The 1,726-nt window shown below is 65.9% G+C and carries 2 protein-coding genes; both read left to right on the top strand.

Going from position 1 to position 1,726, the window contains the following annotated elements; genetic code table 11:
• Positions 1 to 1,011: IS110 family transposase (locus LOK55_RS13865; protein WP_229935839.1), on the top strand; the 1,011-nt coding region annotated here is incomplete at its 5' end.
• Positions 1,012 to 1,076: 65 nt separating this feature from the next.
• Entirely contained in the window at positions 1,077 to 1,715 is a 639-nt protein-coding gene (locus LOK55_RS13860; protein ID WP_229935838.1) for a site-specific integrase, read from the top strand.
• Positions 1,716 to 1,726: the final 11 nt, after the last annotated feature.

Genomic DNA, 1,726 nt, shown 5'->3' with positions numbered 1-1,726 from the left:
GCGAAGACGCATACCCTGGCGATCCTCGCTGCACCGTTGGGAGAACTGGTCGACACTGCACAGTTCCCGACCACTCACGCGGGTCTTCAACGCGCGCTCGACTGGGCCGCGCGGCGCACCGGCGCGGACCTGGACGTCCTGTGGGTCATCGAGGGAATCGGCTCCTACGGTGCTCAGCTTGCGAAGACAGCCGCCCAGACCGGCTACCAGGTCGCCGAAGCACCCCGGATGAACGCGCGCGCGAACCGCGGAGTCGGCAAGTCCGACCCCCTCGATGCCCGCCGAATCGCAGCAGCCGCGCTGCCCCTGGAGACGACGCGCCTGAGGAGCCCGCGCGATGATGACGGCGAACGCGCCGCCCTGCGCGTCCTCGTCGCCGCCCGCGAGCACATGACTACCGAACGCACCGCCACCCTCAACGCTCTGACCGGGCTCTTGCGGATCGTCGACCTCGGCATCGACGCTCGTCGACCGCTGTCCAGCACTCGGATCGCCGAGATCACACGGTGGCGAGTCCGCGACGAAACCATCGCCGCCGCTACAGCCCGGGCTGAAGCGATCCGCCTCGCCCAACGAGTGGCTGCCCTCGACGACGATCTCACCGAGAACCGATCCCGAATGGACACCCTCGTGCAGGAAACACCAGCCGCGGCCCTGCTCGACGAGCCGGGTATCGGAACCGTCACGGCAGCGATCGCGATGACCGCCTGGTCCCACGCCGGCAGGCTCCGCTCCGAGGCGGCATTCGCGTCCCTCGCGGGGGTGAACCCCATCCCTGCGTCCTCAGGAAACACCACACGACACCGACTCAACCGAGGCGGAGACAGGCGACTGAACCGCGCCCTGCACATGGCCGTCGTCACCCGCATGCGCTGCGACCCGGAAACCCGCGCCTACGTTGAGCGCCGAACCGCTGAAGGACGCAGCACCAAGGAGATCCGTCGATGCCTCAAGCGTTACCTCGCCCGACGCATCTACCGCCAGCTGAACCGTGCAGCAACCCTGACTTGACAGACATAGAAGAGTCCGCATGCTCCTGATCGCCGGCGGACTTGACCCCCTCACCCCCACCTAGAATGCGCAGAGCCCGTAAAGCCAAGAAGCGTCGCGTCTACCTCTCACATGACCAGGTGACGCTACTCGCGTCTGAGTCGTCGCAGCCGACCCTCATCCTCTTCCTTGCGTATACCGGACTTCGATGGGGCGAGGCGACCGGGCTTCGGGTGAGAGATGTGCTCCTCGAGCGCCGGCGCGTGCATGTGCAAGAGAACGCTGTCACCGTCAACGGACAGATTCACGTCGGAACTCCAAAGACCCACGAGACGCGCACTGTGCCGTACCCCGAGTTCCTCGACGCCAACATTCGCTCCGCGATCGGGCACAAACGGGCGGCCGAGCTTCTGTTCGGTGACGGACAGGTTCACATGCGTCTACCCAGTTCCCAAAGTGGCTGGTTCGTCGGCGCGGTGAAACGTGCGCGCCGAGTCGACCCCAGCTTCCCCGAGCTCAGCCCTCACGACCTTCGCCACACTGCCGCGAGCCTCGCGATCAGCGCCGGCGCAAACGTCAACGCTGTGCAACGCATGCTGGGTCACGCCTCAGCAGCGATGACCCTCGACACCTATGCCGACGATGACGTCCCCTGGAGTGGTGGAGGATTCGGCAGGGTTGTCTGCGTCGTAGACGTGGGTGAGCCATCGTGCGATGGTCAGTGAGAAGTACCGAT

The sequence above is a fragment of the Microbacterium sp. F2E genome (assembly GCF_020905435.1).
Lineage (GTDB): Bacteria > Actinomycetota > Actinomycetes > Actinomycetales > Microbacteriaceae > Microbacterium > Microbacterium lacticum.
This window is presented reverse-complemented; position numbering and strand designations above follow the sequence as displayed.